Here is a 23384-nt window from a genome sequence, read left to right as displayed (position 1 = left end):
TTCGCCGCGCCTTGGTTTAGAGCAAGGCGCTAGATTTAGAGCAATGCCGCAAAGCCACTAGCAGAAACTGCACAGCCCATGAAATTTCTCGATCAAGCCAAAGTCTACATACGCTCCGGTGACGGCGGCGCCGGTTCGGTGTCGTTCCGGCGCGAAAAATTCATCGAGTTCGGCGGACCGGACGGCGGCGATGGCGGCCGTGGCGGCGATGTCTGGCTGGAGGCGGTCAACGGGCTGAACACGCTAATCGATTATCGCTATCAGCAGCACTTCAAGGCCAAGACCGGCGTCCATGGCATGGGTCGCAACATGACCGGCGCCAAGGGCGCCGATGTCACGCTGAAAGTGCCGGCGGGAACGCAGGTGTTCGAGGAAGACAACGAGACCCTGATCTGTGATCTGACCGTGGTCGGCCAGCGCTTTCTGCTGGCCAAGGGCGGTAATGGCGGCTTCGGCAACCAGCATTTCAAGACCTCGACCAACCAGGCGCCGCGCCGTGCCAATCCCGGCCTGCCGGGCGAAGAGCTCAACATCTGGTTGCGGCTGAAGCTGATCGCCGATGCCGGGCTGGTCGGGCTGCCCAATGCCGGCAAGTCGACTTTCCTCGCTGCAGTGACCGCGGCCAAGCCCAAGATCGCCGACTATCCGTTCACGACGCTGCATCCCGGTCTTGGCGTTGCCCGCATCGACGCGCGCGAATTCGTCATCGCCGACATTCCGGGCTTGATCGAAGGCGCGCATGAGGGCGTCGGCATCGGCGACCGCTTCCTCGGCCATGTCGAACGCACACGCGTGTTGCTGCATCTGGTCTCGGCGCAAGAGGAAAACCCGGGCAAGGCCTACAAGACCGTGCGCGCCGAACTCGATGCTTATGGCAACGGCCTGACCGACAAGGTCGAGATCGTCGCGCTTTCCCAGGTCGACACGCTCGACGCCGATGCGCGCAAGAAGAAGGTCGCCTCGCTGAAGCGTGCCGCTGGCCGGGCGCCGATGCTGTTGTCTGCGGTCACCGGTGAAGGCGTCGAGGCGGTGCTGCGGGCGCTGATGGCGGTGGTGGGCGAGGCGCGGGCGCAAATCTCGGCCCCGGTCGAGACGCGCTGGGACAAATAAGGCCATGCAGTCGCTGAAGACATACCGGCGCATCACCGTGAAGATCGGCTCGGCGCTGCTGGTCGACCGCGCGACGGGCCTGAAGCGCGACTGGCTGGCCTCGCTCGCCGACGACATTGCCGTGCTGGCCCAGGGCGGGGCTGAAATCCTGGTCGTGTCGTCCGGCGCCATCGCGCTTGGCCGCACCATCCTTGGACTGGGCAAGCGGGCCCTGAAGCTCGAGGAAAGCCAGGCGGCAGCCGCCGTCGGGCAGATCGCGCTCGCCGGCGCCTGGTCGGAAGCGCTCGGCAGAGGGAGCCTGAAATCTGGGCAGATCCTGCTGACGCTCGGCGACACCGAGGAGCGCCGCCGTTACCTCAACGCACGGGCGACGATCTCGACGCTGCTCAAGATGAAAGCGGTGCCGGTCATCAACGAGAACGACACCGTGGCGACCTCCGAAATCCGCTATGGTGACAATGACCGGCTGGCCGCGCGCGTCGCCACCATGATGGGCGCTGACCTTTTGGTGCTGCTTTCCGATATCGACGGGCTCTACACGGCGCCGCCGGCGCGGGAGCCCGGCGCAAAGTTCATTCCGGTGGTCGACCGCATCACGCCCGACATCGAGGCGATGGCGGGCGCCGCCGCGTCCGAACTGTCGCGCGGCGGTATGCGGACAAAACTCGATGCCGGCAAGATCGCCACAGCCGCCGGCACCGCGATGATCATCACGTCGGGCACGCGGCTGTCGCCATTGATGGCGATCGAACGCGGCGAGCGCGCCACCTTCTTTCGGCCGAGCAGCAATCCGGTCAAGGGCTACAAGACCTGGATCGCCGGCCAGCTCGAACCGGCCGGTCGGCTGACGGTCGATGCCGGCGCCATCGGCGCGCTGCTGTCGGGCAAGTCGCTGCTGCCGGCCGGCGTCAAGCTGGTCAGCGGCAATTTCTCGCGCGGCGACACCGTGGCGATCCTGTCGCCCGAGGGCCGCGAGATCGCGCGCGGGCTGGTTGCCTACGATGCCGCCGATGCCGTAAGGATCGCTGGCCTGAAGACGGCCGAGATCGAAACGGTGCTCGGTTATGAGGCGCGTTCGGCGATGATCCACCGCGACGACCTTGTGGTGAGTCATTCCGGTGACCAAATACGGGCCGGTGACCAGGTAGTGGCTGGTGACCAGGTAGTGGCTGGTGACCAGGTACGGGCTGGTGACGAAGTATCGAGCGGAGGGTGAGCCATGCTGAAGCTGCATGAAAAATCCGGGGACGACACCGTTGCGCTGATGGCCGATATCGGCCGCCGCGCCCACGCTGCCGCCCGCCCGCTGGCCATCGCCGCGACCGCCGCCAAGAACGCCGCCCTTATTGCCATGGCCGAGGCCATCGTCGCCCGGGAACAGGATATTCTCGACGCCAACGCCATCGATGTCTTGAACGGCGAGCAATCCAGGCTTTCGGCTTCCTTCATGGACCGGCTGAAGCTCAATCCGGCGCGCGTCCGCGCCATGGCCGACGGCATCCGGGAAATCGCCGAACTCAGCGATCCGGTCGGCGACGTCATCGCCGCATGGGACCGGCCGAATGGCCTGCATATCGAGCGCGTTCGGACGCCGCTCGGCGTCATCGGCGTCATCTATGAGAGCCGGCCGAACGTGACGGCGGATGCCGGCGCGCTCTGCCTCAAGGCCGGCAATCCGGTGATCCTGCGCGGCGGCTCGGATTCGCTCAATTCGTCGGCCGCCATCCATGCCTGCCTGGTCGAGGGCCTTAAGTCCGCCGGCCTGCCGGAAGACGCCATCCAACTGGTGCCGACCACTGATCGCGCCGCCGTCGGCGAGATGTTGAAGGGGCTTGCCGGCACGCTCGACGTCATCATCCCGCGCGGCGGAAAAAGCCTCGTCGGGCGGGTGCAGACCGAGGCACGGGTGCCGGTCTTCGCCCATCTCGAAGGCATCTGCCATCTCTACATCGACCGTTCGGCCAAGCTCGACATGGCGGTGGAGATCGCCGTCAATGCCAAGATGCGGCGCACCGGCGTCTGCGGTGCCGCCGAAACGCTGCTGGTCGATCGGGCTGTTGCCTCCACGCATCTGGTGCCGATCCTCGACGCCTTGCGCGCGGCCGGATGCGAGATCCATGCCGACGCCGAGGTGCTGAAGGCATTCTCCGACGCGAAGCCTGCCACTGATCTCGACTGGGTGACCGAGTACCTCGACGCCATCATCGCGGTGAAGCTGGTCGATGGCGTCGCGGCTGCGATCGAACACATTGAGACGTTCTCCTCGCACCACACCGAGGCGATCGTCGCCGAGGACGCGCAGGCGGTGGAAAAGTTCTTCAACGAGATCGATTCGGCGATCCTGCTGCACAACGCCTCGACGCAGTTCGCCGATGGTGGCGAATTCGGCATGGGCGCCGAGATCGGCATCGCCACCGGCAAGATGCATGCACGCGGGCCGGTCGGCGTCGAGCAGCTGACCTCCTTCAAATACCGCGTGCGCGGGTCGGGACAGGTGAGGCCTTGAAGCTTTTCGTCATTAGAGCCTGAGGCTTTGCGCCAAGTCACCCCCCTCTGTCCTGCCGGACATCTCCCCCGCAAGGGGGGAGATTGGCTGTCGCAATTCCCTTCGCTAATCGCCAGCGTGTGTAAATGGCCACCTCCGCCGGAACGGCTGATCTCCCCCCTTGCGGGGGAGATGCCCGGCAGGGCAGAGGGGGTTGCCTGACACATGCCTTCGCAGTCCGAGCACCTCGTACCCTCCCGCTATCTAAAAATGCCGCATGCGCAAAAGGGGCTGGCCGTCGGCCTGTTCGGCGGCTCGTTCAATCCGCCGCATGCCGGCCATGCCCTGGTCGCCGAAATTGCGCTCAGACGCTTGGCGCTCGACCAGTTGTGGTGGATGGTGACGCCAGGCAATCCGCTGAAGAGTACGCGCGAACTGGCGCCGCTCGGCGAGCGGCTCGAGCTCTCGGAGCAGATCGCCAAGAACCCGAAGATCAAGGTCACCGCCTTCGAGGCTGCGCATCACGTTCGCTTCACCGCCGACGCGCTGGCGCTGGTCAAGGCGCGCAATCCTGGCGTCGACTTCGTCTGGATCATGGGCGCCGATAGCTTGCGCGATTTCCATCGCTGGCAGCGTTGGCGCGAGATCGTCATGACCTTCCCGATCGCCGTCATCGACCGTCCGGGCGCGACGCTGTCGTTCCTCTCATCGGTCGTCGCCAAGACCTTCGACTATGCCCGCGTCGACGAAGGGGATGCGCCAAGGCTCGCCCGCATGAAGGCGCCGGCCTGGACCTTCATCCACGGCCCGCGCTCGTCGCTGTCGTCGAGCGCAATCCGCAGACTGGCCAAGGGTTGAGGCGCTCACCCAGCGATGTCGCTTTTATCGCTTCCTTTGCCCGTTTCATGGGCAATCCTGAGCAGGCATGTCTATTCCCAGGAAACACCGCACCGAAGCCGGGCAAGGCGATGAGCCCACGCCGCTGATCGCGATTGCCAGCGTCATCCTATCGATGGCGCTGATCGCCGTCGGCAATGGGCTGATGTTTGCCTATATCCCGGTCCGGCTTGGCGCCGAGGGCTTCGATCCGACCTGGGCCGGCCTGATCATCACCGGACTTTCGGCCGGCGGCCTCGCCGGCTGCATCCTGACCGGACCGCTGGTGCGAAGGGTCGGCCATGCCCGCGCCTTCATGGTGCTGTCGGCGCTGATCGCACTGGCCAATGCCGCGGTCGGCGCCGGCCCGCATCCGTTGCTCTGGATCGCTGCCCGCGCGCTTTACGGCTTTGCCATATGCGGCCTGTTCATCGTCGCGCAGAGCTGGTTGAACGATGCAGTTGCCAATGCCATCCGCGGCAGGGTGATGGCGTTCTTCTACGTCGCCTATGTCGCCGGTCTCGGCGTCGGCTATGCGACGCTGGCTTTTGTCGACATCAGAACCGCGGACGCGCCGCTGATCGGCATCGTCTTCACGGCACTGTCGATCCTGCCCGTGGGGTTGACCAGGCTTGCCCAGCCGCCGCCACCACAAGCGGCCTCGGTGGCGCTCGGCCGGGCCTGGCGGATTTCGCCGGTCGGCGTCGCCGGCATGCTTGCGGTCGGCGGCCTGTCGATGTCGATCGCCGGCTTCGCGCCGATCCATGCCACCGCCAAGGGCTACAGCCAGGCCGACGTCGCCCTGCTGCTTTCGGCGATGCCGGTCGGCACGCTGATCCTGCAGATACCGCTCGGCTGGATTTCCGACCGAACCGACCGCCGCTATGTGCTGATCGCCGCTGCGGCGCTCGCCATGGTCGCCGGCCTGCTCGCGCTCGGGTTCGATGGCGGCGCGCTGGCGGTTCTGGTGGTGATCTACATCGTCTGGGATGGCGCCTCGGAATCGATCTATTCGCTGGCCAGTGCGCATGCCGCCGACCGCGCCGGCAAGGACGACTTGGTGGCGCTGTCCAGCTCGCTGTTGTTTGCCTGGTCGCTTTCGGGCTTCATCGTGCCCGGCATCGTGACCGCGCTGTCGGCCGTCTTCGGGACGCAGGCCTTCATCTATGTTGCGATCGTCATCGCCTGCGCCTTCTGCCTGTTCGTGCTTTTGCGCGTTGTGACGACGCGGGCTGTTCCCGCAGCCGAAACCGGCAGTTTCGCGCCGATGACAGCGCAGGCGCCGTTGCCGGTCGAACTCGCCTTCGGACCGGACGAGCAGCCCCGGAACCGGGGCAACTGATTAGCTAGAGCATGATCTTTTCCGAAAACCGAAAGCCGCCTTCGGGATCATGCTTTATTGCCGGCGGGCTTCCGGCGCTGGCGCTTCAGGTGGCGGAAGCGGGATCGATATGCCTTCCGCGTCGAATTCCTGTTTGGCGCGCTTGGTGAGATCTGCCTGGGTGGCAAAGAAATCCGCGGCCGATGTCCAGTAGCGCAAGGCGATGGAGACCGTGCTTTCACCCAATGTCGCGACGAAAGCGATCGGCGCCGGCTCGCGCTTGACCCGGCGCTCGGTGGTGGCGATGGCAAGCAGCGTCTTCTGGGCGCGGTCGATGTCGTTCCAAGAGCCGATCGAGAGCGTGATGTCGCCGCGGCGGACGCCGTTGCGCGTGTAGTTGCGCACCGGCTGGTTCCATAGCGTCGAATTGGGCGCCAGGATGTAGACGCCGTCAGCGGTCCTGAGCCTCGTCGCGAAGAGGCCGATCTCCTCGATCGCGCCGGCAATCGAACCGACCTCGACGGATTCGCCGATACGGAACGGTCGCAGCGCCAGGAGCATGATGCCGGCCGCGATATTCTGCAGCGTGCCTTGCAGCGCCAGGCCGATGGCAAGACCGATGGCGCCAATGGCGGCAATGATCGACGCTGTCTGCACACCGAACTGGCCGAGCACCATGATGGTGACGAGGATCAGGATGGCATAGCGGACGATCTTGGAGAAGAAATGCCGCAACGTCGCGTCGAAGCCATGGATGTGGCCGAGACCAGCGGAGATTGAACGCTCGGCAAGGCCGGCAACGATATAGCCGACAACCAAGAGGATGACGGCGCCGATGGCCGAGAAGGCGTAGGAAACGATCAGCGTGCTGAGTTGCGCAAGGGCGGCCTGCACGGTGAGAAGGGTGTTCTGTGGGTTGATGGGCATGGGGAAAATCCGGTTGGTGGGCGATCCGATAACCCATGCAGGCGCCATGGGTTCCGATCTTTTCCGGCATGCTGTGGAACCGCGGGACCGACAATACGTTCGTGCGCGACAGGGCGCCGTCTTGAAACTGCAACGGAACTCTGCCTATCTAAGTGGTGTCACCTGCTTTTGGGGGTGATTTGGTTGTTCTTGCTGCGAAAGGAAATACACTGAGAACAGCACTGCGGAAGAAGGCCGATATCATGCCTTCGCCGGCCGGGATCAGCGTAAACGACGCCGTGTCCCGCGCCATCAAGACAGTCCTTGCCAGTCTGGAAGACTCCAAGGCCGAAAACATCGTCTCAATCGACATTCAGGGGAAATCGAGCCTCGGCGACTACATGGTCGTCGCGTCGGGCCGATCGCACCGTCATGTCTCGGCTGTCGCCGATCACCTGCTCAAGGCGCTCAAGGATGCCGGTCTCGGCACGGCGCGCGTCGAGGGGCTGGCAGGCGCCGACTGGGTCCTGATCGATTCGGGCGACATCATCGTCCATGTCTTCCGTCCCGAAGTCCGCGAATTCTACAATCTCGAAAAGATGTGGCAGGCGCCGGACCTCGAGGAAGAGACCCTCCACTAAGCCGCCTTTGTTTTGATGCATGTCCCAAAACCAGTTCCCACCATTGGGTGACATGCATTAGCGGCTTATAGAGGCGAGGATGAAGGTATCAGTTCATGCCGTGGGCCGGATGAAAGCCGGCCCCGAGAAGCAGCTCGCCGACCGCTATTTCGAGCGCTTTGCAAAAAGCGGCCCGGCGGTGGGGCTCGAATTTGCCGGCGTGGCTGAAATCGCCGAGGGGCGCGCGCAGACCGCCAACGAGCGCCGGCGCGACGAAGGCCAGAAGCTGCAGGGGCAGTTGCAGCCCGGCACCGCACTGATCTTGCTCGACGAACGCGGCAAGAATTTCTCCTCCGAAGACTTTGCGGGACGCATCGGTCAGCTGCGCGATGGCGGTTGCAAGGCGCTGGTCATCGCCATCGGCGGCGCCGACGGCCACGATCAGCCGCTGCGCGATCAAGCAGAATTGGTGATGTCGTTCGGATTGCTGACGTGGCCGCACCAACTGGTGCGCGTGATGCTGGGGGAGCAGCTGTACCGGGCCGCGACCATCCTGTCCGGCCATCCCTATCATCGGTCGTAAACCGGTGGATGGACGCGACCCGCACGGATTTCCGCCCCAATGCGCCGCCAGACTGTGCCAATTGGGGCTCTCGAACATCGTTTAGGGGGGCTTTCGAACATGGTTGATTGTTCGTTAACGAAGCCACGCATAGAGTCGGGCTTCAATGTCTGAAGACTGGAAATCAGGAACGGCCTCATGGCGCGCGCGCTGCGGCATCGCGGCGGCGGTGCTCGTGCTGTCGTTGCATGCGGTGTGGGCCGAGAACACGCTCGACCTTGCCCCCGATCCGGACCAGAGCCGCGCCGAATACGAACAGGTCTCGAAGGAGATCACGCTGTCGTCCGAGCGCCTGGCCAAGCTCGCCGCCGACATCGCGACGATCAGGAAGGACCATGCCTCGATCACCGCCGCCTTGATCCAGTCGGCGATGACCGAGCAGAAACTCGGCCAGGACATCGAGGATATCGGCGCCAAGCTGGAAGGACTGAAGGGCCAGGAACAGAAGATCCGCACATCGCTTGCGGCACGTCGCGACGTGCTGGCCGAAGTGCTGGGCGCGCTGCAGCGCATGGGGCTCAACCCGCCGCCGGCGATCCTGGTCAAGCCCGAGGACGCGCTGTCGTCGGTGCGCAGTGCCATCCTGCTCGGCGCCGTGGTGCCGGAACTGCGCCAGCAGACCGATAGCCTGCTGGCCGATCTCAAGGAGCAGTCGCGGGTGACGGCCTCGATCGAGGCCGAACGGGCGCGGTTGACGGCGGCGGTTGGCGACCAGACAGCGGAAAAGAAGCGGCTCGGCATGCTGCTGGAGGCCAAGCAGAAGCTCGAAGCCGACACGCAAACGCAAATGGGCGCTGAAAAGCAGCGGTCCGAGGCGCTGGCCGCCAAGGCCGGCAGCCTGAAGGACTTGATCGCCTCGCTCGAAGCCGACAAGAGCCGCAAGGCGGCCGACGTGGCCAAGGCCGCCGAGCAGAAGACGGCGGACGGCGACAAGACATCAGCGCCGGCGGAGACCCCGGCGGAATTGGCGTCCCTGCCGGTGCCGGAAGGCAATCGGCTTGCCGCAGCGGCACCCTTTTCGGCGCTGCAGGGGCAGATCGCATTGCCGGTGACCGGCCGCATCAAACGGCGATTCGGCGCCGAGGACGGTAACGGGGCGGTGATGCTTGGCGACATGGTTGCGACACAATCGGGAGCCATCGTGACCGCGCCGGCGGATGGGAATGTGCTTTATGCGGGGCCGTTTCGCTCGTATGGTCAACTCTTGATCCTGAACGCAGGCGACGGTTATCATGTCGTTTTGGCGGGGATGAGCAGAATCAGCGTCGCGACTGGCCAATCAGTGCTCGCAGGAGAGCCGGTCGGCGCGATGGGAGAGGCCCGGGTGGCGAGCACCTCGGTTTCGAAGAATGGAAATGCCACACCGGAACTCTATGTCGAGTTCCGCAAGGATGGAAAACCCGTCGATCCGGCCCCATGGTGGGCGGACCGTTTTTCTGGAAGGACGTGAAATGATGCGGAAACTGTCGCTTCTGTTTGCCGGTGCGCTGATGGGCGCGTCCGCCATGAGCCTTGTTTATGGCACACCCGGCTCGGCGGCGAACGCTGCAGGGTCGGAGACCTACAAGCAACTGGCTATCTTCGGCGATATCTTCGAGCGGGTGCGGGCGCAATATGTGACGCCGCCCGACGACAAGTCGCTGGTCGAGAACGCCATCAACGGCATGCTTGCCTCGCTTGACCCACACTCCTCGTACATGAACGCCGAGCAGGCGCAGGACATGCGCGTGCAGACCAAGGGTGAGTTCGGTGGCCTCGGCATCGAGGTCACCATGGAAAACGACCTGGTCAAGGTGATCACGCCGATCGACGACACCCCGGCCGCCAAGGCAGGCGTGCTGGCCGGCGACTATATCGCCAAGATCGACGGCGAGGAGGTTCGCGGCCTGACCCTCAACGACGCAGTCGAGAAGATGCGCGGCCTGGTCAACACGCCGATCAAGCTCACCATCCTGCGCCAGGGCGCCGACAAGCCGATCGAACTGACGGTCGTGCGCGACATCATCAAGGTCAAGGCGGTCAAGTTCCGGGTCGAAAACGACATCGGCTACATGAAGATCACCTCGTTCACCGAAAAGACCTATGACGACCTCGAGAACGCCATCGACACCATCAAGAAGCAGGTGCCGAACGACAAGCTCAAGGGTTATGTGCTCGACCTGCGCCTCAATCCGGGCGGTCTGCTCGACCAGGCGGTGAGCGTCTCCGATGCCTTCCTCAACCGCGGCGAGATCGTCTCGACGCGCGGTCGCGATCCGAAGGACGTCACCCGTTTCGACGCCAAGCCCAAGCAGGTCGACGACATCAACGGCAAGCCGATGATCGTGCTGGTCAATGGTGGCTCGGCCAGTGCGTCGGAAATCGTCGCCGGCGCGTTGCAGGATCTGCGCCGCGTCACAGTGGTCGGTACGCAGTCCTTCGGCAAGGGCTCGGTGCAGACCATCATTCCGCTCGGCGAAAATGGTGCGCTGCGGCTGACGACGGCGCTCTATTACACGCCGTCCGGCAAGTCGATCCAGGGCAAGGGCATCACGCCCGACATCAAGGTCGACCAGCCGCTGCCGCCAGAACTGCAGGGCAGGGACCTGACGCGCGGCGAATCCGACCTCAAGGGCCATATCAAGGGCGCCGACGAGAGCTCGACCGGTTCAGGCTCGGCAGCCTATGTGCCGCCGGATCCGAAGGACGACCTGCAGCTCATCTATGCCGAGCAGCTGCTGCGCGGCCAGAAGACCGATCCGGCTTTCCCGCCCAATCCGGAAAAGGCCGTTCTCAACCAGTAAAGCTCTGGAGCGGCGCAAGCGCCGCTCCAGTTTTATGTTTTGGCATCGGATTTTCCCAAAACCGGATTCCACTTTTGGGTCCGATGCCAGGGGCCGACAACAGGTCTGGCCGCCTGATGGAAGCAATGCGATGCTGCCGGGACCGAAAGGTTCCGGCAGTTTGATTCGGGGCAAGGCGAAGCCCTGGGTTGCGGGCGCCAGGGGTGCGCCAGGATTGATGAATTCGCGCACGTCTTTTCGAAGCGGTTTCGTCTTCGGAGCATGCGCCCGGGGATGCAGCTTGGCTGACATAGGCAAGGACATCGAACGCCCCCTTGGACAGACCGTCCGATCGCCGCGCGCGACCGGCAAGGTCAGCGCCGGCGCGATCGCGGCAACCGTGGTCGTTCTGGCGGTGGTCGGCGTCTCCGGTGCGATCGCGCTCAGGGAAAAGCCGTTCCGCAAGCCGCAAGAGGTCGCCGTTTCGACGCCGAAAGTGACGGCGGCGGCCGAGCCTGCTGCCGCGCCGGCCGCATTGGCTCCGGTGGCCGCAGCCAAGCCGGAGGCGCCCGCCAAAACCGGTGGGCCGCAGATCATCCATGTGCAGACGGAGGAGGGCGACGGCCCGCCCAAGGCGGGGATCGTCATTCGCGACCCGTCAACCATGGGCCAGAACCTGAAGATCGCCCATATTCCCGACAAGGCGCTGATCGAAGCCAGTGAGACCGGACCTTTACCCGTCCGCGCCGCTGATGGCCGGCGGCCGTTCGACGTCTATGCGCGGCCGTGGTCCGGTGCGCGTGGTGCACGCGTGGCGATCGTCATCGGCGGGCTTGCGGTTTCGCAGACAGGCACCCAGGCGGCCATCGCCAAGCTGCCGGCGGAGGTGACGCTGGCCTTCGCGCCGCAAGGCAACAGCATCGGCCGCTGGATGCAGGCGGCTCGGCAGGGCGGCCACGAGATCGTCATGCAGGTGCCGCTCGAACCGTTCGACTATCCGAACATCAACCCCGGCCGCAACACGCTGACGGTGGCGGCGAGTGCGGATGAGAATTTGAAGAACCTGCATTGGGCGCTGTCGCGGACGACAAACTACACCGGCGTCATGAACTACATGGGCGCGCGCTTTTCCGCCGACGCTACGGCGATGGAGCCGTTCATGGCCGAACTCGGCAAGCGGGGCCTAGCCTATATCGACGATGGCTCGTCGGCACGCAGCCTGGCGCCGGACCTGGCGTTGAAGGACGGCGTGCCCTTCGTCTCCGGCGATACGGCGATCGATGCCGTGCAGGATCGCGGCGCCATCCTGAAGAAACTCGACGGGCTGGAAGCCACCGCGCGCGCCAAAGGCTTTGCAGTCGGCATCGGCTCGGCCTTCGACCTGACGGTCGACACCGTGTCGACCTGGGTGACCGAGGCCAAGAAGCGCGGCATCGAGATCGTGCCGATTTCGGCGGTGGCCATCGATCCGCAAAAAGGCTAGCGATCCTCCCCAGTATCGAATTTCCAGCAACGGCCGGAACGAGGGCAAGATGGCTAAGAAGACTGTTGATCGCGAAACGTTGCCGTATCGTCCCTGTGTCGGGCTGATGATCCTCAACGCCGAGGGTCTGGTCTGGGTCGGGCATCGCATTGCCGAACCGGACAGCGAATTCGCCGGCACGACACAGCTCTGGCAGATGCCACAGGGCGGCATCGACAAGGGCGAGGAGCCGTTGCAGGCGGCCGAGCGCGAGCTCTACGAAGAGACCGGCATGCGCGGCGTCTCGCTACTCGCCGAGGCGCCGGATTGGATCAATTACGATTTGCCGGACCACCTCGTCGGGATCGCCTTCAAGGGGCGATATCGCGGTCAGACGCAGAAATGGTTCGCCTTCCGCTTTCACGGCGACGTCGGCGAGATCCAGATCAATCCGCCGCCGGGCGGACACACCGCCGAATTCGACAAATGGGCATGGCGGCCGATGCAGGACCTGCCCGACCTGATCGTGCCGTTCAAGCGCCATGTCTACGAGGAAGTAGTGGCGGCGTTCCGGCATCTGGCCCAATAGCCTCGACCGAAACGACCGCAGTTGCCGCGCCGGCCCGGTGGTCCTATTGATGTCTAAGGCGCGTCGCGTTTGAACGGATTCAAGCGACGCGCTTTAGGCCTTTGTTTTATGCATGTCGTTCTCCCGAAACCGGGACCACTTTTGGGCGACATGCACTATCCGCCACGAGAAGGGTCTCCATGAACGACGCCCCCAAGAGGTCACTGCCCGAGGACATCGCTGCCACAACCGAAGCGGTCGCTGGCGCCATCCTGACCATCGACCTTGGGGCGATCCGTGAAAACTACCGGCGGCTGAAAGCGCACCTGGGCAGCGTGCGTTGCGCAGGCGTGGTCAAGGCCGACGGCTACGGCCTCGGCGCCAGCCAGGTGGCGGCGGCACTCGCCGGCGAAGGTTGCGATATCTTCTTCGTCGCGCTTCTGGGCGAAGGCATCGCCTTGCGCCGCTCGCTCGGGCCGGCTTCCGCCATTTTCGTGCTGAACGGCATTCCGCCCGGTGCCGAGGCCGACGCCGTGGCGACAAACCTTTCCGCCGTCGTCAACAGCCCCGGACAACTGGCGGCCTGCCGTGCGGCGGCCGGCCGCGCCGGCCGAAAGCTGCCGGCGGCGATCCAGGTCGACAGCGGCATGTCGCGGCTCGGCATGGCGCCCAGGGATGTCGAGCGCGTTGCCGCCGATCCACGTGCCTTCGATGGCATCGATGTCCGTTTTGTCATGAGCCATCTGGCCTGCGCCGACGAGCCGGAGCATCCGGCCAACGAGCGGCAACGACTGGCGTTCGAGCGGCTGCGCGCACTCTTGCCGAAGGCGCCGGCCTCGTTCACCAATTCATCCGGCATCTTTCTTGGGCAGCGCTTTCACTATGATCTCGCCCGGCCTGGTGCCGCGCTCTACGGCATCAATCCGACACCGGCCCGACCAAACCCGATGCTGCCAGTGGTGCGGCTGCAGGCCAAAGTGGTGCAGACACGCATGCTGGAGGCCGGCGTCGGTGTCGGCTATGGCCACACCTTCCGCACCACGGCTCCGCTCACGGCCGCGACGATTTCGCTTGGCTATGCCGATGGCTGGCATCGCCGCGCGGCGTCCGCGGCCTGGTTCGAGGGCGTGCGGCTGCCCTTCCTTGGGCGGGTGTCGATGGATTCGATCATTCTCGACATTTCCGCTTTGCCACCCGGCAGGCTGGGCGAGGGCGATCTCGTCGAACTGCTCGGCCCCTCGCAAAGCGTCGACGACGCGGCCGGCCATGCCGGCACCATCGGCTACGAAATCCTGACCAGCCTCGGCCACCGCTTTCATCGGCGTTACGTCGACGGTTGAGCGGTTTGGCCACGCTTGACAAGCATGCGCCTGTCGGCAAGGGTCGGTGCATGAGCAACCTCGCCCATATCAGAACCTTGTTCAGGGTCTGCCCGATCGCGGGATCGTAGCCCCGGCGCGGCCGCCTTCTTGGCGTCCGTCCTAACCGGGGCATCCATACATCCAACACCGCCATCAAGCCTGACAGCCCTCGCGGCTGCCGGCTTTTCATCAAGCTGCCGTCAGTACGGCGGCAAGCGCGCATCTATTCGATGCGCCAATCCAAGAGGTTTGCCATGCAACATGCAGCAGGACTGCGCCCACAGAACCAACTCACGGTCAGCGATGCCGACCATGACAGACTGATAGGCCTGGCAAGAGCGTCGCTCGACCGCACGCCTGAGACGGCCGAAGAGCTGCTTTCGGAAATGGACCGGGCCGTCGTCACGGAAGCGGCGGCGATGCCGGCCGGCGTGGTGCAAATGGGCTCGACAGTGACAATCCGTGGCGAAAGCGGGGACACCCAGCGCATCACGCTCGTCTACCCGGGCGATGCCGATATCACTGAAAACAGAATCTCGGTGCTGACACCGATGGGGACGGCGCTCATCGGCGCAACCGTCGGGCAGCCGGTGTGCTGGAGCAGCCGTGGGGGCAGGGAACTGTCGGTGACCGTCGAAGCCGTCGACACGCCCGCCTCCGGCCCGCAGCGGCCCTGATCGTGGAGATGATGATGACAGGCACGAACTGTTGCTTGACGACCAAGGACTTTGCCGTCCTCGAAGTCATGCTGGAGCGTCGGCGGGCATTCGCAGACCCGATGGTGGATATGCTTGAACACAAGCTTGCAAACGCCGATCTCGTCTCGATCGATGTGGTCGAACCCGATATCGTGACGCTGAACAGCAGAGTGATGTTTTGCATCGATGCCGGCCCTGCCGAGACACGAACCCTGGTGCAAAACGAGGTGCGCGGACCGGTCGGCTCCAGCCTGACGATCGCAACGAGGCGCGGGCTTTGCATACTTGGCATGGCGCAAGGCCAGTCGGCCATCATCGAACAGGCCGACGGCAGGCACGAGTCGATCCTGATCAAGGCCGTGCTTTACCAGCCAGAGGCTGCGCGGCGCGCAGTCAAGGAGAAATCCCTAGCCGAGGTGAGGCGACCACATGGGCTCACCCTGGTCTATAGCGCCGCGGCCGACAGGCGGCCTCTTGGCGAGACGGCTGGAATGCGGCAGACAGAAGACGACGACCCCGGTCCCTCGGCGGCGTGAACGGGCAACAGTGCATGGTCACGAAAATCGGAATCGATTTTCGGAAAGGATCATGCGCAAATCGAAAATGCGGCCGCGTCTATGGGCGTCCGGAAGGACGCGGCACGGCAAGGAGTGAACGATGAAAATCATGGTGCTGGGCGGTGGCGTCATCGGGGTGACCACGGCGTACTATCTCGCCGAGGCCGGCCACGAGGTGACGGTGGTCGATCGCCAGAAAGGCCCGGCGCTGGAAACCAGCTTCGCCAATGCCGGCGAGATTTCGCCCGGCTATGCCTCGCCCTGGGCCGGGCCCGGCATTCCGTTGAAGGCGATCAAGTGGCTGCTGATGAAGCATGGCCCGCTGGTCGTGCGGCCGGCCTTCGACCCGCATATGTGGACATGGCTGGTCAAGATGCTGCGCAATTGCACGGCCGAGCGCTATGCGATCAACAAGGCGCGCATGGTGCCGCTGGCTGAATACAGCCGCGACACGCTGAAGGCGCTGCGCGAGGCGACCGGCATCGCTTATGACGAGCGTGCCCAGGGCACGCTGCAGCTATTTCGCACGCAGAAGCAGCTCGACGGCACCGGTGGCGATGTCGAGGTGCTGAAGAAATATGGCGTACCCTATGAGATCCTCGACCAGGACGGCTGCATCGCGGCGGAGCCAGGCCTGGCCGGAGTGCGCGAAAAGTTCGTCGGCGGCCTCAGGCTGCCGCGCGACGAGACCGGCGACTGCAAGATGTTCACCGACCGGCTGGCCGAGCTGTGCGTGGCCCGCGGCGTCAAATTCGAATATGACTTCACGGTTTGGCGCGTCATCCGCAGCCGCAACCGCATCGCCAATCTCAGCACCAGCAAGGGCTGGATGACCGCCGACGCCTATGTCATGGCCATGGGCAGCTATTCGGCGGATTTCATGCGTCGGGTGAAGCGGCCGATCCCGGTCTATCCGGTCAAGGGCTATTCGATCACCGTGCCGATCCAGGATGCCGCCGTGGCGCCGGTGTCGACGGTGATGGACGAGACCTACAAGGTGGCGATCACCCGGCTGGGGAACCGCATCCGGGTCGGCGGTACGGCCGAGATTTCCGGCTTCGACCTGAGGCTGCACGAATCACGGCGGCGCACGCTGGAACACTCGGTCGGCGATCTCTTTCCGGGCGCCGGCGCCATGCGGGACGCGACGTTCTGGTGCGGTCTGCGGCCGATGACGCCGGACGGTCCGCCGCTGATCGGCCGCACCGAGCTTTCCAATCTCTATCTCAACACCGGCCACGGCACGCTCGGCTGGACCATGGCGTGCGGCTCGGCCAAGGTGCTGTCCGACATCATCTCGAGTCGGGTGCCGGACATCGATGTCCGCGACCTCGCGCAGGAGCGCTATCTGCGATAGGGGGCGGCGACGTCGCCCAAATTCGTCAAAACGCCTGCCTGACCCAGTCTTCGTCGAACAGCAGCCGATAGGCCCACGGGATCGTTACGTTGGTGGGAACCGGGTTGGAGTGGGCGAGATAGTCGTCATAGATCGCCTTCATCCTGGTGTAGAAGGCCGGGTCCAGCACCATCATGCCGTTCTCCGAATCATGAAAGAAGCTGCGGTTGTTGAGATTGACCGAGGAGATGGCGACCAGCCTTTCATCGATCATCATGATCTTGGAGTGCAGCACGACATCGGGCGCCTTGAACTCGCGAATGTCGATGCGGTCGCCATATTTCTCGACGAACAGCTTGTTGAGCGCGGTGAGGAACCTGCCGCCAATATCGCCCTTGAGATCGATACGGCCGACAATGTCGATCCTGACGCCGCGAGCGAGCGCCCGATCGAACGCGTGGCTAAGCTTCGGCGTCAAATTGAGGTAGGGATTGACGATCTGGATACGTTGCTGGGCGGCGTCGATCAGCTCGACGAAATAATCCTCCAGTGCATGGCCATCTGCGTAGGGCACGGAGATGAAGTGCCGCGCCGTGCCTGACGGGCGGCGGCCATCGGACCGGACCGGAATGGAGAAGGGCCGAGCGATGTTGGTGTCGGCGTCGCGCAGCCACACTGTCGAGAGATGCGCCGCGAGTGTCTCGACCGTGGTCCGGTCGGTGAACTCGATGTCGAAGTCGCTCCAGTTCGAATAGTAGTTCAGCGAAAAGCCGTCGGTCCTGCCATATTGCTGCAGATCCGGATAGCGCGACAGATCGATCGGCTGGTGGAATAGGAAGCCGTCATGGATGTTGCGGCCGCCGATGATGACGCGCGAGCGCCCGGGATCCTCAGCCAGCGTTGCCAGCATCTTGATGTGGTGGGTCTTGTGCAATTGTGAGATCTGCTCGTCGATCGGCGCGCCCCGATCGGCCCGCCAGCGGTATTCCTGCAGCTCGACATTGGGGAATTCAGCCGCCAGCCGGTGCAGCAGCGCATCGTCCTTGTCGCGCTCCAGCACGTCGGTGACCAGGATGCGCACCTTGGTGCCGAGCTCGGCATGGTGGCGGATCAGCCGTTCGATGATGCGGCCGGAAAAATCCGCCTTGAACTCGAGCGACGACAGATAGATCAGCTTCAGCCTTGGCGCCTTCGAGAAATCGAGCGGCAGTTCCGGATCGCCCCTGTCGATGGCGCTGTCGGGCAGCGGCGCTCCCATCAGCGCCTCGACCTTGGCGTTGAAGCCTTCGCGCGACTTGCGCAGCAGGCGCGGCTCACCGAGCGGCAAGGCACAGGTCTGCGACAGCCAGCGGCTGGCGTAGAAGGCGCGGCTGAGCGTGTCGAGGCCGGCGGGATCGGGCGTCGGGCAACGCTGGTAGCGGCTGTCGAAGGCGGCGAGCGCCGGGTCGGCGGTTTCCTCGCGCCGGATGGTGAGCGGCGTGCCGGCCGGCACAAGGCTTGAGCGAATTCTTGCAGTGCAGTGGTTCAGGCTGTCACTTGGGAACAGGCTGACCGTGTCGTCCTCGCCAGACAGGCGAAAGCGGAATGCCATGCCCGCGGCAATGGTTCGCGAACCGGCGCCGTCGCGCAGTGCCAACGCGCCATCGCATGAGCCGTCGATCTCGGCCGGTTGTTTGCCTGCCTGGCGCAGCACGATTTCGACGCTGCGCGCCTGCAGGCCGGAAAAATCGAATGTCTTTGGCGCCGAAGGCCGTGCCGCGGCGTCGATGTAAAGCGTCTGGCGCGACATCCGCCAGCGTCCGTCGAAATGACCGTCGCCGCTGCCACCGCCGGCCGCCGGCAGATGCGTTTCGGCAACCGGTTCGGCCAGATGCTGCAGGGTCCGGTAGGTCGCCTGGAAATCGCTGTTGCGGATTTCATGGCGGTCGTGGCCGAAAGGGCCGGTGCCGTTGGCCCGGTCCATGGCGCCGAGCTGGTGGTCGGCGAGCAGTGCCAGGAACCGCTTTTCATAGTCGCTTTTGCCGGCGTCGCCCAAAAATTGAGCGGCGGCGACCTGCGGCCCGGGCGTGCTGGCCGATAGCGAGGGGCGAGCGCAGGCCTCTTGGCCCTGCAGCAGGTCACACGCGTTGCGGCCAGGCGAGCCGGCACAGCCGGCAAGGACAACGAGCGTCAGCCCGGACAGGGCCACGATAATGGCTGCGCGGCAGTTCACCCGGTCGCCCCGGCCTTCAGGACGCTCAGTTGTGCCGGGTCGCGCGGCGGCATGAAGCCCTGCGGGAACACCTTGCAGACGGGGATGGCGAAAGTGGCGATCAGCAGCTCCGCCTCGCCGCGCATCTTGCGGGGTGCTGTCTTGTCGTCGCGTATCGTTTTCGCCGAGGCGACAAGGGCCCCATCGCAATCGCAATGATTGTGGCGGGCGATGTAGCAGGCATCATGGATCCGGCAGGCTGCGTCGAGGCGATCGACCGGCCGCGCCGACAGATCGCCGGTGCGGGTGCCGGGGCCGCAATAATTGCCGAAGACGAAAGGCGAAGGGCGGGCCATGGCGTAGCGGATCGGCTTGGGCAGGTCGGCCTCCGGCACTTTGGTCCATGGGTTGGCGCATGCGGAAAGGAAGAGCAGCGGCAAGATGGCAAGAACGGCTCGCATGTCTATCCGCGCCAGCTTTCTGAGAGATTTCCCACCAGGCGGTCTGCCCGTGGCGGCGACTGCGCGCCTGATGCCACACTGGCCGGTTTTGTGGCAAGGAAAAGGCGGCGTGTCTAAACGAACAGGCTTCTCTCCCGCTCCACCGACTTGGTGATGAAGCTGGCGACGATCTGGACGCGGCGCAGCGGCCGGACCGACTCGTGATAGACCAGCCAATAGGCGCGGCGGATTGGTGCGACCACGTCGACGGATAGCAGTTCCGGCATCGAGCGGGCGACGAAGGTGTGCAGGATGCCGATGCCGGCGCCTGAGCGCACCGCTTCGGCCTGGCCGAGTGCCGATGAGATGGCGAAGCTGGTGCGCCAATCCGGGCTGAATTCTGCCGCGTAGTCGAGCGAGGGGCTGACGATCAGGTCCGGCACATAGCCGATGAGCGTGTGCTGTCCAAGCTCGGCGGCTGTGTTGGGCAAGCCATGCGCCTCGGCATAGGCGCGCGAGGCAAACAGGCCGAGCGAATAGTCGACCAGCTTTCCTGCCACCAGCCGCCCTTCCGTCGGCCGCTCGACGGTGATGGCGATGTCCGCCTCGCGTCGCGATAGCGAGAAGGAGCGCGGCACCGGCACAAGCTGGATCGTCAGTTCGCGGTGTAGGCCCGTCAGTGCGCCGAGACGCTTGGCCAGGAAGGCGACGCCAAACCCGTCCGGCGCGCCGATGCGCACCGTGCCGGAGACGTCGTCGCCCTCGCCGGCGACGGTCGAACGCGCAGCGATAATGTCGCCTTCCATGCGCTCGGCAATGTCGAGAAAACGCTCGCCGGCCGGCGTCAGTTCGCTGCCGGTGGTCAGCCGGCGAAACAGCTTTGTCCGCAGCGCATCCTCGAGTGCGGCGATGCGGCGCGAGACGGTGGCATGGTTGAGCTCCAGCCGCCTGGCGGCGCCGAGTATCTGGCCGGCCCGCGCCACGGCAAGGAAGATGCGGACGTCATCCCAGTTCATCGGGATGGTCCGATCTAATCGTGAACGCCGCGTTCCCGCCCACCCCCCTCTGTCCTGCCGGACATCTCCCTTGCAAGGAGGGAGAGTGGCAGCTCCGCCGGCGGCATCTTTGCGGCGTCGAAGGTTTCCGAAGACGAAAGCAACATCCGATCTCCCCCCTTGCGGGGGAGATGTCCGGTAGGACAGAGGGGGGTGGGAAGGAATGCAATCTTTCAATCCTTGGAACGATCGAAGTACCGGATATTTGCGGCAATTAATGCACAGTCGGCCTCCGTTGTCTATTTCATGCACAACGGTTGCGTTCTGGCTCGCGTTGCCATCCGCCGGGCAAAGGCGGACAATGCGCCATCACAAACCCAGGGAGAGAAATCATGATCGACTACGGTCATTTCATCGGCGGCAAGCATGTCGCCGGGACCAGCGGCCGCAAGCAGGATGTCATGCAGCCGATGGACGGTTCCGTGCGTGGCACGGTGGCGCTGGCTTCGCAGGCGGAACTGCGCGCGGCGGTCGAGAATGCCAAGGCAGCACAGCCAAAATGGGCGGCAACCAACCCGCAGCGCCGCGTGCGCGTGCTGATGAAGTTCCTCGAACTCGTCGCCCGCGACTATGACGAACTGGCCGATATCCTGGCGCGCGAGCACGGCAAGACCATCGCCGACGCCAAGGGCGACATCCAGCGCGGCCTCGAAGTGGTCGAGGTCTGCATCGGCGCACCGCATATGATGAAGGGCGAATTCACCGACGGCGCCGGCCCCGGCATCGACGTCTATTCGATGCGCCAGCCGCTCGGCGTCGTCGCCGGCATCACGCCTTTCAACTTCCCGGCGATGATCCCACTGTGGAAGATTGCGCCGGCCATCGCCTGCGGCAACGCCTTCATCCTGAAGCCGTCGGAGCGCGACCCGGGCGTGCCGATGCGCATCGCCGAACTGTTCATCGAAGCCGGCCTGCCGGCAGGCATCCTCAATGTCGTCAACGGCGACAAGGATGTGGTCGATGCCATCCTCGATGATCCCGACATCAAGGCCATCGGCTTTGTCGGCTCGACGCCGATCGCCCACTACATCTATTCGCGCGGCACCGCCGCCGGCAAGCGCGTGCAGTGCTTCGGTGGCGCCAAAAACCACATGATCATCATGCCCGATGCCGACATGGACCAGACCGTCGACGCGCTGATCGGCGCGGGCTACGGCTCGGCCGGCGAGCGCTGTATGGCGATCTCGGTGGCTGTCCCGGTCGGCAACGACACCGCCAACCGGCTGATGGAAAAGCTCGTTCCGCGTGTCGAAAGCCTGAAGGTCGGACCTTCGACCGACTCTTCGGCCGATTTCGGCCCGCTGGTGACGGCGCAGGCGCTGGAGCGCGTCAAGGGCTACGTCGACACCGGCGTCAAGGAAGGCGCCAAGCTGGTCGTCGACGGCCGCGGCTTCTCGATGCAGGGCTACGAGGATGGCTACTACATGGGCGGCTGCCTGTTCGACAATGTCACCGCGGACATGCGCATCTACAAGGAAGAGATCTTTGGGCCAGTGCTCTCGGTAGTGCGGGCGCCGACCTATGAGAGCGCGATCAAGCTCGCCAACGACCACGAAATGGGCAATGGCGTCGCCATCTTCACCCGTGACGGTGACGCGGCGCGCGACTTCGCCTCGCGGGTCCAGGTCGGCATGGTCGGTGTCAACGTGCCGATCCCGGTGCCGATCGCCTATTACACCTTCGGCGGCTGGAAGGCGTCCTCCTTCGGCGACCTCAACCAGCATGGCCCGGACGCGTTCCGCTTCTACACCAAGACCAAGACGGTCACCTCGCGCTGGCCGTCCGGCATCAAGGACGGCGCCGAGTTCGTCATCCCGACGATGAACTAGCCGGACGGTTCCTGCTTGCGCGTCCTCGCCTTCGGCTGCGGGCGCGCGGGCAGGCATCAAGGACGGCGCCGAGTTCGTCATCCCGACGATGAACTGAGACCGGAAAACTTTGGACTATGGAGAAGGCGGGTTTATCCCGCCTTCTTCGTTTCTGAGGCTCCGCAGAATGGTCATGCGCCGATCTCCAGCCTTGCGATCCGGCCGTCATGCAGTGTGAAATTGTAATGCAGCGTTGCCGGGCTGCCGGGGAAGTTGCCCGACACGATGCCGGCGATCCGCCACGCGTCGCCTTTGACCGTCGCGTCGGCGACCTCGACCGTCACCCGGTATTTTCTTGTCGTTGCTTCCATCCAGTCGCGGATGGCGGCCGAACCCCGATGGGTTTCACCTTCGTCCCTGACCGTGGCGTCCGAAGAGAAGGGCACGAGCATCGCGTCGATGTCGTGCCTGTTCTTGGCGGCAAAATAGTCTGTCAGCGGCTGCGGAAGTTTTGCGGTCATGGTTTCGTCTCCGGTTTCAGATCCTGCCGTAGACGCGAAGGTCCGCGGCCTTGTCCGGCTCCTAAAATGAGATATGCTGAAAAAATGACAAGAACTGACGAAAAAGTAAGGTACTTACCCGAAAGTACGGCAGAGCCCGAAAGTAAGGCTGGACCCGAAAGCAAGGTTGAGCCGCTGACGCCGGTGTCGGCAGCGAGCGGCGTGGAAAATGTGCTGCGCATTCTAGAAGGCCGCTGGAAGCTGGTGATCCTGTTTCACCTGTTCGGCGGCAAGGTGCTGCGCTTTTCCGATCTCGAACGGGCGATCCCGGCGATCTCGCAGAAGATGCTGATTCAACAACTGAGGCAGATGGAAGCCGACGGGATCGTGCGCCGCATCGTGCATCATCAGGTGCCGCCGAAAGTCGAGTACCGCCTGACCGACTGGGGGCAGGCGCTATGTCCGGCTCTCGACGCTCTGCTGAAATGGGCGGCGCTTCGCGACGCCGCGGAAACCTGACGCGGATCGAAGCCATGCCGCGCGCCGCCAGGGCTGGGATGCTGCTTGCTTTCGGATCCGGACCTCACCATATCGAATCCAGGGAATGCGATAAGAATTCCCTGACGACAGACCGGAAACCAGAAGGAGTGACGTGATGAAGACGTCGGACCCGGCCTGGAACGCTCCGGCATAACGAGGCTGCCCA

22 protein-coding genes are annotated in these 23384 nt (G+C 64.4%); 17 read left to right on the top strand and 5 right to left on the bottom strand.

Going from position 1 to position 23384, the window contains the following annotated elements:
* Positions 1 to 78 precede the first annotated feature (78 nt).
* From obgE to AC0ZT5_RS12370, 5 genes are all read left to right on the top strand, one after another.
* The gene (obgE, locus tag AC0ZT5_RS12390) at positions 79 to 1110 is read left to right on the top strand and encodes a GTPase ObgE (protein WP_488496657.1); all 1032 of its coding nucleotides are present in this window, start codon (positions 79 to 81) and stop codon (positions 1108 to 1110) included.
* Between the two features lie 4 nt (positions 1111 to 1114).
* Complete coding sequence (gene proB / locus AC0ZT5_RS12385) at positions 1115 to 2326, top strand: glutamate 5-kinase (RefSeq protein ID WP_488496656.1); 1212 nt, start codon at positions 1115 to 1117, stop codon at positions 2324 to 2326.
* A 3-nt stretch (positions 2327 to 2329) separates the two neighbouring features.
* Positions 2330 to 3616, top strand: coding sequence for a glutamate-5-semialdehyde dehydrogenase (locus tag AC0ZT5_RS12380; RefSeq protein WP_488496655.1), 1287 nt, complete (start codon positions 2330 to 2332; stop codon positions 3614 to 3616).
* Positions 3617 to 3865: 249 nt separating this feature from the next.
* Positions 3866 to 4453: a nicotinate-nucleotide adenylyltransferase gene (locus AC0ZT5_RS12375; protein WP_488496691.1), complete on the top strand. Its 588-nt coding sequence runs from the start codon at positions 3866 to 3868 to the stop codon at positions 4451 to 4453.
* Positions 4454 to 4520: 67 nt separating this feature from the next.
* Positions 4521 to 5813, top strand: coding sequence for an MFS transporter (locus AC0ZT5_RS12370; protein WP_488496654.1), 1293 nt, complete (start codon positions 4521 to 4523; stop codon positions 5811 to 5813).
* Positions 5814 to 5867: 54 nt separating this feature from the next.
* Here the strand turns inward: AC0ZT5_RS12370 and AC0ZT5_RS12365 are convergent, their stop codons facing one another.
* Complete coding sequence (locus AC0ZT5_RS12365) at positions 5868 to 6719, bottom strand: mechanosensitive ion channel family protein (protein ID WP_488496653.1); 852 nt, start codon at positions 6717 to 6719, stop codon at positions 5868 to 5870.
* A gap of 242 nt (positions 6720 to 6961) precedes the next feature.
* On the opposite strand from AC0ZT5_RS12365, the gene rsfS reads away from it, so the two are divergent.
* The 10 genes from rsfS (at position 6962) to AC0ZT5_RS12315 (ending at position 16705) form a co-directional block, all read left to right on the top strand.
* Positions 6962 to 7339 carry a ribosome silencing factor gene (rsfS, locus tag AC0ZT5_RS12360; protein ID WP_091578959.1) on the top strand — a complete coding sequence of 126 codons (378 nt, stop codon included), beginning with the start codon at positions 6962 to 6964 and terminating at the stop codon, positions 7337 to 7339.
* Between the two features lie 79 nt (positions 7340 to 7418).
* A complete protein-coding gene (gene rlmH, locus AC0ZT5_RS12355) occupies positions 7419 to 7901 on the top strand; it encodes a 23S rRNA (pseudouridine(1915)-N(3))-methyltransferase RlmH (protein ID WP_488496652.1) in 483 nt (160 codons plus the stop codon).
* A gap of 145 nt (positions 7902 to 8046) precedes the next feature.
* A complete protein-coding gene (locus AC0ZT5_RS12350; protein ID WP_488496651.1) occupies positions 8047 to 9390 on the top strand; it encodes a murein hydrolase activator EnvC family protein in 1344 nt (447 codons plus the stop codon).
* 1 nt (position 9391) lies between these two features.
* Complete coding sequence (locus AC0ZT5_RS12345) at positions 9392 to 10723, top strand: S41 family peptidase (protein WP_167365099.1); 1332 nt, start codon at positions 9392 to 9394, stop codon at positions 10721 to 10723.
* A 280-nt stretch (positions 10724 to 11003) separates the two neighbouring features.
* Positions 11004 to 12185 (top strand): divergent polysaccharide deacetylase family protein, encoded by a 1182-nt coding sequence (locus AC0ZT5_RS12340; RefSeq protein ID WP_488496650.1) that lies wholly within the window; start codon positions 11004 to 11006, stop codon positions 12183 to 12185.
* A gap of 49 nt (positions 12186 to 12234) precedes the next feature.
* Positions 12235 to 12753 (top strand): RNA pyrophosphohydrolase, encoded by a 519-nt coding sequence (locus AC0ZT5_RS12335; protein ID WP_488496649.1) that lies wholly within the window; start codon positions 12235 to 12237, stop codon positions 12751 to 12753.
* 179 nt (positions 12754 to 12932) lie between these two features.
* Entirely contained in the window at positions 12933 to 14072 is a 1140-nt protein-coding gene (alr, locus tag AC0ZT5_RS12330; protein ID WP_488496648.1) for an alanine racemase, read from the top strand.
* 275 nt (positions 14073 to 14347) lie between these two features.
* Positions 14348 to 14770: a nucleoside diphosphate kinase regulator gene (gene rnk, locus AC0ZT5_RS12325; RefSeq protein ID WP_488496647.1), complete on the top strand. Its 423-nt coding sequence runs from the start codon at positions 14348 to 14350 to the stop codon at positions 14768 to 14770.
* A 14-nt stretch (positions 14771 to 14784) separates the two neighbouring features.
* Positions 14785 to 15327 carry a GreA/GreB family elongation factor gene (locus AC0ZT5_RS12320; protein WP_488496646.1) on the top strand — a complete coding sequence of 181 codons (543 nt, stop codon included), beginning with the start codon at positions 14785 to 14787 and terminating at the stop codon, positions 15325 to 15327.
* Between the two features lie 121 nt (positions 15328 to 15448).
* Positions 15449 to 16705 carry a D-amino acid dehydrogenase gene (locus AC0ZT5_RS12315; protein WP_488496645.1) on the top strand — a complete coding sequence of 419 codons (1257 nt, stop codon included), beginning with the start codon at positions 15449 to 15451 and terminating at the stop codon, positions 16703 to 16705.
* Between the two features lie 25 nt (positions 16706 to 16730).
* Here AC0ZT5_RS12315 and AC0ZT5_RS12310 read toward each other — a convergent pair whose 3' ends face one another.
* The 3 genes from AC0ZT5_RS12310 to AC0ZT5_RS12300 all read right to left on the bottom strand — a co-directional run bounded on the left by AC0ZT5_RS12310 (position 16731) and on the right by AC0ZT5_RS12300 (position 20331).
* Positions 16731 to 18896 carry a phospholipase D-like domain-containing protein gene (locus AC0ZT5_RS12310; RefSeq protein ID WP_488496644.1) on the bottom strand — a complete coding sequence of 722 codons (2166 nt, stop codon included), beginning with the start codon at positions 18894 to 18896 and terminating at the stop codon, positions 16731 to 16733.
* Complete coding sequence (locus tag AC0ZT5_RS12305; protein WP_488496643.1) at positions 18893 to 19336, bottom strand: phospholipase A2 family protein; 444 nt, start codon at positions 19334 to 19336, stop codon at positions 18893 to 18895. The genes AC0ZT5_RS12310 and AC0ZT5_RS12305 overlap by 4 nt, the downstream gene beginning before the upstream one ends.
* 113 nt (positions 19337 to 19449) lie before the next feature.
* Entirely contained in the window at positions 19450 to 20331 is an 882-nt protein-coding gene (locus tag AC0ZT5_RS12300; protein ID WP_488496642.1) for a LysR family transcriptional regulator, read from the bottom strand.
* 371 nt (positions 20332 to 20702) lie between these two features.
* On the opposite strand from AC0ZT5_RS12300, the gene AC0ZT5_RS12295 reads away from it, so the two are divergent.
* A complete protein-coding gene (locus AC0ZT5_RS12295) occupies positions 20703 to 22199 on the top strand; it encodes a CoA-acylating methylmalonate-semialdehyde dehydrogenase (RefSeq protein ID WP_457153499.1) in 1497 nt (498 codons plus the stop codon).
* A gap of 170 nt (positions 22200 to 22369) precedes the next feature.
* On the opposite strand, the gene AC0ZT5_RS12290 is transcribed toward AC0ZT5_RS12295, so the two are convergent.
* The gene (locus AC0ZT5_RS12290) at positions 22370 to 22699 is read right to left on the bottom strand and encodes a nuclear transport factor 2 family protein (protein WP_488496641.1); all 330 of its coding nucleotides are present in this window, start codon (positions 22697 to 22699) and stop codon (positions 22370 to 22372) included.
* 84 nt (positions 22700 to 22783) lie between these two features.
* On the opposite strand from AC0ZT5_RS12290, the gene AC0ZT5_RS12285 reads away from it, so the two are divergent.
* The gene (locus tag AC0ZT5_RS12285; protein ID WP_488496640.1) at positions 22784 to 23197 is read left to right on the top strand and encodes a winged helix-turn-helix transcriptional regulator; all 414 of its coding nucleotides are present in this window, start codon (positions 22784 to 22786) and stop codon (positions 23195 to 23197) included.
* Positions 23198 to 23384 lie beyond the last annotated feature (187 nt).

The organism is Mesorhizobium sp. CNPSo 4670 (assembly GCF_057784235.1).
The sequence above is the reverse complement of the archived record's forward strand: the minus strand, read 5'-3'. Positions and strand labels throughout refer to the sequence as shown.

Bases quoted from the DNA above. Each gene is read 5' to 3' on its own strand.
- AC0ZT5_RS12375 (WP_488496691.1), top strand. From the start codon at position 3,866: ATGCCGCATGCGCAAAAGGGGCTGGCCGTCGGCCTGTTCGGCGGCTCG.
- alr (WP_488496648.1), top strand. From the start codon at position 12,933: ATGAACGACGCCCCCAAGAGGTCACTGCCCGAGGACATCGCTGCCACA.
- AC0ZT5_RS12380 (WP_488496655.1), top strand. From the start codon at position 2,330: ATGCTGAAGCTGCATGAAAAATCCGGGGACGACACCGTTGCGCTGATG.
- rlmH (WP_488496652.1), top strand. From the start codon at position 7,419: ATGAAGGTATCAGTTCATGCCGTGGGCCGGATGAAAGCCGGCCCCGAG.
- AC0ZT5_RS12335 (WP_488496649.1), top strand. From the start codon at position 12,235: ATGGCTAAGAAGACTGTTGATCGCGAAACGTTGCCGTATCGTCCCTGT.
- AC0ZT5_RS12345 (WP_167365099.1), top strand. From the start codon at position 9,392: ATGATGCGGAAACTGTCGCTTCTGTTTGCCGGTGCGCTGATGGGCGCG.
- AC0ZT5_RS12350 (WP_488496651.1), top strand. From the start codon at position 8,047: ATGTCTGAAGACTGGAAATCAGGAACGGCCTCATGGCGCGCGCGCTGC.
- AC0ZT5_RS12295 (WP_457153499.1), top strand. From the start codon at position 20,703: ATGATCGACTACGGTCATTTCATCGGCGGCAAGCATGTCGCCGGGACC.
- AC0ZT5_RS12370 (WP_488496654.1), top strand. From the start codon at position 4,521: ATGTCTATTCCCAGGAAACACCGCACCGAAGCCGGGCAAGGCGATGAG.
- AC0ZT5_RS12365 (WP_488496653.1), bottom strand. From the start codon at position 6,719: ATGCCCATCAACCCACAGAACACCCTTCTCACCGTGCAGGCCGCCCTT.
- proB (WP_488496656.1), top strand. From the start codon at position 1,115: ATGCAGTCGCTGAAGACATACCGGCGCATCACCGTGAAGATCGGCTCG.
- AC0ZT5_RS12315 (WP_488496645.1), top strand. From the start codon at position 15,449: ATGAAAATCATGGTGCTGGGCGGTGGCGTCATCGGGGTGACCACGGCG.
- AC0ZT5_RS12305 (WP_488496643.1), bottom strand. From the start codon at position 19,336: ATGCGAGCCGTTCTTGCCATCTTGCCGCTGCTCTTCCTTTCCGCATGC.
- AC0ZT5_RS12285 (WP_488496640.1), top strand. From the start codon at position 22,784: ATGACAAGAACTGACGAAAAAGTAAGGTACTTACCCGAAAGTACGGCA.
- rnk (WP_488496647.1), top strand. From the start codon at position 14,348: ATGCAACATGCAGCAGGACTGCGCCCACAGAACCAACTCACGGTCAGC.
- AC0ZT5_RS12300 (WP_488496642.1), bottom strand. From the start codon at position 20,331: ATGAACTGGGATGACGTCCGCATCTTCCTTGCCGTGGCGCGGGCCGGC.
- obgE (WP_488496657.1), top strand. From the start codon at position 79: ATGAAATTTCTCGATCAAGCCAAAGTCTACATACGCTCCGGTGACGGC.
- AC0ZT5_RS12290 (WP_488496641.1), bottom strand. From the start codon at position 22,699: ATGACCGCAAAACTTCCGCAGCCGCTGACAGACTATTTTGCCGCCAAG.
- AC0ZT5_RS12320 (WP_488496646.1), top strand. From the start codon at position 14,785: ATGACAGGCACGAACTGTTGCTTGACGACCAAGGACTTTGCCGTCCTC.
- rsfS (WP_091578959.1), top strand. From the start codon at position 6,962: ATGCCTTCGCCGGCCGGGATCAGCGTAAACGACGCCGTGTCCCGCGCC.